Here is a 7,578-nt window from a genome sequence, read left to right on the forward strand (position 1 = left end):
CAAAATATACCGCCTCCTCCACCGCCAAAAGAATAGATAGAAATACAATTTTTACAATAGATGAAGAAAAAATATATCCGCTTATTTTCAATAATTTTTGGGATTCTGCTGTTGCTTTTTCTCCTTGTTAATTTTGGCCTTAATTTTTGGTTGAAAAGTAACTTGCCACGATACATTAAGAATAATTCTGAATATATTATTACTTACAAAACCCTGGACGTAGATGCTGGAACGGGAAACATTATCTCGACAGGCGTTACGGTTAATAATCAAAATCCAGATCGTACGGATAAATTAGGTTTGCAGGGAACGGTTGATACGCTCTCTATTTCCAGGTTGGGAATTTATGATTTGATTTTTTCAAAAAGCATTACAACAGATGATGTAACGCTTAAGAATCCAAACCTTAATGTAATTCTCGCCAAACCAATTGATACAAAAACGGGCAAAAAAGCAGATCCACCCAAATTTAAAAGCATTGTAATCACCAACGGAAATATTCAAATATTTCGTCATACGCAACAGAAAATTTTGTCAGTGAAAGCCCTGGATTTGTCGGTTGAAAATCTTCAAATGAAAGAAAATTCTCTGAATGATCAGTTGCCAATCGCTTTTGAAAAGTATCATCTGAAAGGCAATAATTTCTTTTTCCGTCCAGATAATGTTTACGCGTTCACGGCTCAGTCGATCTACACTGAAGATGGACAAATGAGCGTGAAGAATTTCGCAATGATCCCACTTTTATCCTATCAGAATTTTCTAAAATATTATCCGAAAAAGCGAAATCTGTTTGATGTAAAGGCGACTGAAATGAGCTTTAAAGATATTCTTATTAAAAAAAATAAGCTATCACTCACCAACGTAAAATTTGAGAATCCAGAAATTAAGATGTTTACGACTGATGTGAAATCAGATGAAAAGAAAAAGAGTTTCACTTACGATGTCAATCTGGAAAATGTACTACTTAATAATGCGAAGATCAATATTTTAAAATCCAATGGAACATCATTGTTTGGCGCGGAGCAGCTGACAATGAAAATTACGCGGTTGGTGATGAATGATGAAACAGCGAAGGGAAATATTCCTTTCCAGTATGAAAATTTCGACATTCAGGGAAAGAATATTAATTATGGTTCGGCAAGTCAACATGTAAAAGTAGCCAGTTTAACAATTAATCCAAAATCTGCAGATTTGCTGAATGTTTCGGTAAAACCAACATCAATTCATCCAGGAAAAACGAGTTTGGATGTAACGGCCCAACGGCTTCAACTCAACATTAATAAATGGGAGTTTCTCAAGAATAAATTGAACTTAGATATTGAAACGGTTTTAGTGAATCAGTTAAATGGAAAGATTAAAAGCGCTAATAATCCAAAGAAAAAGAAACCAACTTTTGAGGGAATTCAATTTCCGTTGAAGATAAAAAATGTAGTTGTTAAAAATTCCAATATAGAAATCGACAGTAAAAATCAACCCTTGGTTTTTAAAGATTTGAATGCGAATATTCAGCAAATCGAAATGAACGACCAAACCATCAAAGATGGAATTCCATTCAAAACCGGTAATTATAGTTTAACCACCAGAAATTTTAATTATAAAACTAAATTTTACAATCTCTCCGCCTCGCTTTTAAAATTGAATAAAAATACGGTTCATATCTCTAATTTTGCGATGAAGCCAACTGTTTCACGAGCACAATATATTCGAATGATTCCGTCGGAAAAGGATTTATATGATTTAAAAATTAATCAGGTAAATGCCACTGGTAAATGGGATCTGGTTTCGGAAAAGAAATTTCTGGAGGTTGAAAATGTTACTTTAAATAATGTGGAAGCGAATGTTTTCCGTAGTAAAATTCCTAAAGATGATTTGACAGATAAGCCGATGTATTCTCAATTGTTGAGGTCCATCAAGTTTCCAATGTATGTCCGGAATTTAGATATTAAGAATTCAGTTTTAGAGTATGAAGAAGATACTAAGAAAAGTGATGGTCCAGGAAAACTCATCTTCAACGATTTGAATATGAATGTAAAAAATGTCAATTCCGGAAAGATGAAAGGCAAACCAACGGTCGTTCCGATTTCGATAACGTGTAAATTTATGAACGCATCACCCATGAATGTTAAATGGAGTTTTGATACAGCGAATAGGAATGATGCATTCACGATCTCAGGAAATATTGCCGATTTGCCAGCCTCGAGGATTAATCCTTTTATAGAACCTTATTTAAAAATTCAGGCTACTGGATTAATATCTGATTTGATTTTCAATTTTAAAGGAACGCAGCACGGAATCAATGGAACTTTGAAAATGGTTCATCAAAATCTAAAAATCGCTATTCTGAAACAAACGGGCGAAAAAGATAAAATTCTGTCAGCAGTTGCTAATATATTTGTCAAAACAGATTCGGGGAATTATCCAGAGTCAGTTATCGTTGAAGAAGTGCAGCGCGATAAAACAAAATCATTCTTTAATTTATTTTGGAAAGGAATTGAGCAAGGTTTGAAGAAAACGCTCATTGGAAAGAATGCGCCGAAAACGGAACAATCCATTAAAAACACTGTAGAAAATACCAAGTCTGCCTTGGAACAAAACAAAGTGGAATTGCAGCAAACCAAGTCCGAAGTGAAAGAAAAAGTGAAAACAGTGAAGGGGAAAATTCAGGAAAAGAAAGAGGTTGTAAAAGAGAAAGGGATTTTTAGAAATCTTTTTAAGAAAAAATCCGACTCCATTTAATAGGAGTCGGATTTTGAATTAGTCTATATTATGTTCGTCGTTCTCCTGTATGGGTATTTTACGCAGAAATAAATCGAACTCCTCGCCGCTGTAATTACTTTCTGCACCGTACGAATCTAAAATTGTTGCCAATTCTCCATCCTTATCTTGCAATAAATAAAGGACAGCATTATCGTCAGGATTGCTGTCTCCTTCAAAACGATAAGATTTTACAATAATCAAATCATCTGGCTGATATATTTTCTCACCGTCTCCCAGAATCATCTGATTTTGGTCATTCATACAAATTTCCTTGGTAATACCTCTTTTAATTAAAGTGTTTAGAACTTGAGATAAAGTCTTTAAATTGTGATTGTCCATGATAGTATATTTGAAAATAGAGTAACAAAAAAAGGACCATCGATTTATTGAAAGGACTTTACAGCAAGATGATTGTATTTCCTGAAAAGATTTAAAGAAAATAAAATTTGAAATAAAATCGGAAGTATTAAACAAAAAAAACGCTGCTAATCAAATGATTAACAGCGTTTAAAGTACCTCGGACGGGACTTGAACCCGTACATCCTTACGGACACAGGATTTTAAGTCCTGCGTGTCTACCAATTCCACCACCAAGGCAAAAGTGGAGCGAAAAACGGGATTCGAACCCGCGACCCCGACCTTGGCAAGGTCGTGCTCTACCAGCTGAGCTATTTTCGCAATAATATTTTTTAGAAACGTGCTGGTAAAAGCTACAAATATTTCTAAAAAATGGTGCGGATGAAGGGACTCGAACCCCCACGCCTCACAGCACCAGATCCTAAGTCTGGCATGGCTACCAATTACATCACATCCGCTAACTGAACTTCTTCTCTTTTTTTGTGAGTGCAAATATAAAAGAAAATTTCTTTCTAAAGCAACTATTTTTTTTAATTTTTTTAATTTTTCAAAAATAGACCCAGAACTTTCTTTTTAAGTTCCTTTTTATTACTTTTACACCTTTAACGAATTTATATATGGAATTACAAGGAATAATAAAGAAAGTAGGTGAGGTTCAGACGTTTCCGAGCGGTTTTCAAAAAAGAGAAATGGTTATTGTGACCGAAGAACAGTATCCTCAACCGATTAGCATCGAGTTTTTAAAAGATAAAGGAGATTTGCTAAATCAACTTAATGAAGGTGATAAAGTGAAGGTTTCAATCAATATTGGGGGTAGAGAATGGACTTCTCCACAAGGAGATGTGAAGTATTTCAACTCAATCACAGGTTGGAAAATAGAAAAAGTAGATTCAATGACTGGTCATGAGCCAACTCAAGCCACTCCTTCATCTTCAACTGCAGCTCCTGCGCAAGGATCTAATGTTTTTGAAGAAGACGAAGATGATTTACCTTTCTAATATTGAAATTTAAAATTAATAAAATCCTGCTTTTACGGCGGGATTTAATTTTCACATGATACTGCTGGACTCCAACGAAATTTCTTTTCCTGATCCCAATCTGTTAGAGTCAGAATCGGGCATTATGGCGATTGGTGGCGATTTGTCACCCGAAAGATTATATTTCGCTTATCGACTGGGATTATTTCCATGGTATAATCCGGGCGAAGAAATTCTTTGGTGGTGTCCCGATCCCAGATTCGTTCTTTTCCCTAAACATTTAAAAATCTCTAAGTCAATGCGGAAAATTATGCGGGATGAGGTTTTTACTTTTACCGAAAATAAATGTTTCCGGGAAGTCATCGAAGAATGCAAAGATATGTTTCGAAAAGATCAGGACGGAACCTGGCTTTCTGAAGAACTAGTAAATTCAATTGTAAAACTTAACGAAGCAGGAATCGCAAAAAGCATTGAGGTTTGGCAAAATAATAAACTGGTTGGTGGATTCTACGGCATTCAAATAGGAAAAATATTTTGTGGCGAAAGTATGTTTGCAAAGGTGAGCAACGCTTCCAAAGCTGGATTTATTCATTTTATCCAAAGTCAAACAGAAAATTTAGAATTAATAGATTGTCAGATTCACTCCGAACATTTAGAAAGTTTAGGGGCAACCATGATTTCAAAAAAGGACTACTTAAACCGATTAAAAAACAATAACAATCATGAATCCTGAAAAAGAAAAATGGGTTTTGCTGATAACGCTCTCCATTATTTGGGGTTCTTCATTTATACTTATTAAAAAATCACTGGAGCACTTTAATCCTTACGAAGTGGGTGCTTTGCGCGTTTTAATTGCCGGAATTCTTTTACTTCCACTGGCAATCAGTAACATTAAAAAATTTCCTAAAAAACATTTGAAGTGGCTTATTCTCGCGGCAATCACCGGTAATTTTATTCCGATGTTTTTGTTTCCGATTGCCGAAACTGCCGTTAGCAGTAGTATTGCAGGTATCGTCAATTCGATGATGCCGATTTTTGTTATTATTGTCGGATTTTTATTTTGGAAATTTTCAACTACAAAAAGACAATTGATCGGCGTAGCGATCAGTTTTTCGGGTGCCTGCATCTTGGCGCTTTCTGGTGGTGAAGGTGGAGACCTAAAGTTAATTCCAATCGTTTTACTTCTCGTGGCAACTTTAGGCTATGCGATTTCAATGACGACTGTAAAGTCTAAACTCAGTGATATTCCTGCAAAAATACTTTCTGCTTTCGTATTTTCATTTGTTTTAATTGTCCCGTCGCTCATCTCTTTGGTGATCGCAGGATTCTTTAATGATCTACAACCTAACAAAGATTTATTCATTGGATTAGGCTTTGTGAGTTTACTTTCGATCTTCGGAACTGGCTTAGCGATGATATTGAATTATCGGTTGCTTAATATATCTACGCCATTGTTTGCATCTACGGTAACTTTATTAATGCCTGTTGTTGCAGTAATCTGGGGGATGTTAGATGGTGAAACCTTGACGCCGATGCAGTTTGTAGGCGCATTTGTCATTCTTGCAGGACTGATTTTCTTAAGAGCGAAAGTGGAGAAAAAAGAAAAACCGCAAGACCCGAAAGTCGTGCGGTTTTAAATAAATCTAATAAAAAGTAAAAATGAAAGGCGACAAAGATATATAATTAATATTATAGTTTCCAAATTTATTTTCGTAAATCTTATTTTATTTTAAAAAGACCCTTTCTCTTTTAATATTTTGCTAAATTTGGCTAATGTTTATCAAAGATTACATTTCTAAAGACTATCCGGCGTTCAATACCAGTGCTTCCATTGAAGAGGCAAATGAGGTAGCTAAAGAATTTGGTTATTCTCATATCTTTATCAAAAAGAAAGGTTTTTATCTGGGCGCGTTAAGTCAGCAATTCTTAGAGGAAAGTGCTGAAGGAACTTTGGCAACCTTAGAACATCATTTTGAAAAATTCGCTTTGCTGGATGATGGAAATATTTTAGATTCAATCAAACTCTTTCATACTTTCAACAGCAACGTCGTTCCGATTATTACTAAACTGGAAAAATACCAGGGATATCTTTCCTGCGATGATGTTTTCTGCGAGTTTGCGAAATATCCTTTGTTCTCAGAAAACGGAGCGTTGTTGGTTGTTCAGATTAATAAAAGAAGTTATTCGATGACCGATGTCTGTAAGATTGTCGAGTCAAATAATGGAAAGATTTACGGATGTTATATCAGTGCTTTTGTTGAAGATGATGTACAGATTACTTTAAAAATAAGCAGCGAAAACCTAAGTTCAATTGATGAAACCTTTGAAAGATACGGTTACAACGTCGTTCTAAAATATTATGACGACGAAAAAGAAGAATTATTGAAAGATCGTTTTGGATTTTTTCAAAAATATATGGAATTTTAATAAAGATGAAGGCAGCCATTTACTCTCAAAAAAATGATTTAGATACCTTTTTGTATCTAAGTAAATTTGTTTCCGAACTCGAGAAAAGAGGAGTTCAGGCAGTGTTGTATGAGGAAATGGCCAATGCAATGCAGTTCTCGAAAAACTTCGAAACCTTTGCGCATAAAGAAGATTTGCGCGAAATGAAAGTAGATTTGTTTTTCACCTTCGGTGGCGATGGAACGATTGTTAATTCCCTGCTTTTTGTTCAGGATTTACAAATTCCTGTGGTCGGTGTAAATACGGGAAGACTTGGTTTCTTAGCAAGTTTTACGAAAGATGAAGTTTTTTTAGAACTCGATGGAATTATTAAAGGAGACATGAAAATTAGTGAACGATCGGTGATTGAAATTATCTCGCCGAACAATTCGATGTTTTTTCCTTTTGCTTTAAATGACCTCACCATTTCCAGAAAGGAAACAACCGCGATGATTACGGTGGAGTCCTATATTAATGGTGAATTTTTAAATACTTTCTGGGGCGACGGAATTATCATTTCTACCCCGACTGGTTCTACCGCTTATTCTCTTAGTTGCGGCGGTCCGATTATCACACCAAGTAACAATACGTTCGTTATTACGCCAATTGCACCACACAATTTAAATGTTCGTCCACTCATTGTCAATGATGATGTAGAAATTCATTTAAAGGTAAAGAGTCGCGTTCCACAATATTCGCTTTCGCTGGATTCCAGACTGTTTCACATGGAAACAGATGTACAAATCATCTTGCGCAAAGCCCATTTTAAAATACTCCTCATTCATCCGACTAACCTGAGTTTCTACGAAACAATCCGTCAAAAACTGCTTTGGGGTAATGATAAAAGAAATTAAATATTTCACTTAAAATCCTTAACTTTACTGTTCCTAAAACAGCAAATAATAAATCTATAAAAATATCAGTTATGAGCAAGAAATTTCCAGCAGGAGTTGCCACAGGGCAAATGGTTACAGACATTTTCCAATACGCAAAGGAAAATAAATTTGCACTTCCCGCAGTGAATGTGATTGGTTCAAGCAAT

7 protein-coding genes, 3 tRNA genes and 1 pseudogene are annotated in these 7,578 nt (G+C 35.2%); 7 read left to right on the top strand and 4 right to left on the bottom strand.

The features are described 5' to 3' along the window. The first annotated feature begins 150 nt into the window (after nucleotides 1-150). The gene (locus ACEYOS_RS06205) at nucleotides 151-2,736 is read left to right on the top strand and encodes a hypothetical protein (RefSeq protein ID WP_373707354.1); all 2,586 of its coding nucleotides are present in this window, start codon (nucleotides 151-153) and stop codon (nucleotides 2,734-2,736) included. 18 nt (nucleotides 2,737-2,754) lie between these two features. Here the strand turns inward: ACEYOS_RS06205 and ACEYOS_RS06210 are convergent, their stop codons facing one another. From ACEYOS_RS06210 to ACEYOS_RS06225, 4 genes are all read right to left on the bottom strand, one after another. Then, complete coding sequence (locus ACEYOS_RS06210) at nucleotides 2,755-3,096, bottom strand: hypothetical protein (RefSeq protein ID WP_373707355.1); 342 nt, start codon at nucleotides 3,094-3,096, stop codon at nucleotides 2,755-2,757. Nucleotides 3,097-3,270: 174 nt separating this feature from the next. Next, nucleotides 3,271-3,354, bottom strand: a tRNA-Leu gene (locus ACEYOS_RS06215). A 5-nt stretch (nucleotides 3,355-3,359) separates the two neighbouring features. Next, a tRNA-Gly gene (locus ACEYOS_RS06220) sits at nucleotides 3,360-3,435 on the bottom strand. Nucleotides 3,436-3,487: 52 nt separating this feature from the next. After that, nucleotides 3,488-3,572, bottom strand: a tRNA-Leu gene (locus ACEYOS_RS06225). Nucleotides 3,573-3,731: 159 nt separating this feature from the next. Here ACEYOS_RS06225 and ACEYOS_RS06230 point away from each other — a divergent pair. The 6 genes and pseudogenes from ACEYOS_RS06230 to ACEYOS_RS06255 all read left to right on the top strand — a co-directional run. After that, nucleotides 3,732-4,112, top strand: coding sequence for a DUF3127 domain-containing protein (locus ACEYOS_RS06230; RefSeq protein WP_373708481.1), 381 nt, complete (start codon nucleotides 3,732-3,734; stop codon nucleotides 4,110-4,112). Between the two features lie 55 nt (nucleotides 4,113-4,167). After that, nucleotides 4,168-4,824 (top strand): leucyl/phenylalanyl-tRNA--protein transferase, encoded by a 657-nt coding sequence (gene aat, locus ACEYOS_RS06235; protein WP_373708480.1) that lies wholly within the window; start codon nucleotides 4,168-4,170, stop codon nucleotides 4,822-4,824. Beyond that, on the top strand, nucleotides 4,814-5,728 hold the full coding sequence (locus ACEYOS_RS06240; protein ID WP_373708479.1) for a DMT family transporter: 915 nt from the start codon (nucleotides 4,814-4,816) through the stop codon (nucleotides 5,726-5,728). Before aat ends, ACEYOS_RS06240 begins: the two co-directional genes overlap by 11 nt. A gap of 136 nt (nucleotides 5,729-5,864) precedes the next feature. Then, nucleotides 5,865-6,518: a CBS domain-containing protein gene (locus tag ACEYOS_RS06245; RefSeq protein WP_373708478.1), complete on the top strand. Its 654-nt coding sequence runs from the start codon at nucleotides 5,865-5,867 to the stop codon at nucleotides 6,516-6,518. A 5-nt stretch (nucleotides 6,519-6,523) separates the two neighbouring features. Continuing rightward, complete coding sequence (locus tag ACEYOS_RS06250) at nucleotides 6,524-7,390, top strand: NAD kinase (protein WP_373708477.1); 867 nt, start codon at nucleotides 6,524-6,526, stop codon at nucleotides 7,388-7,390. Between the two features lie 71 nt (nucleotides 7,391-7,461). Beyond that, nucleotides 7,462-7,578, top strand: a pseudogene (locus ACEYOS_RS06255) (class II fructose-bisphosphate aldolase); the annotation flags it as partial.

This window comes from Kaistella sp. (genome assembly GCF_041824135.1).
GTDB lineage: Bacteria > Bacteroidota > Bacteroidia > Flavobacteriales > Weeksellaceae > Kaistella.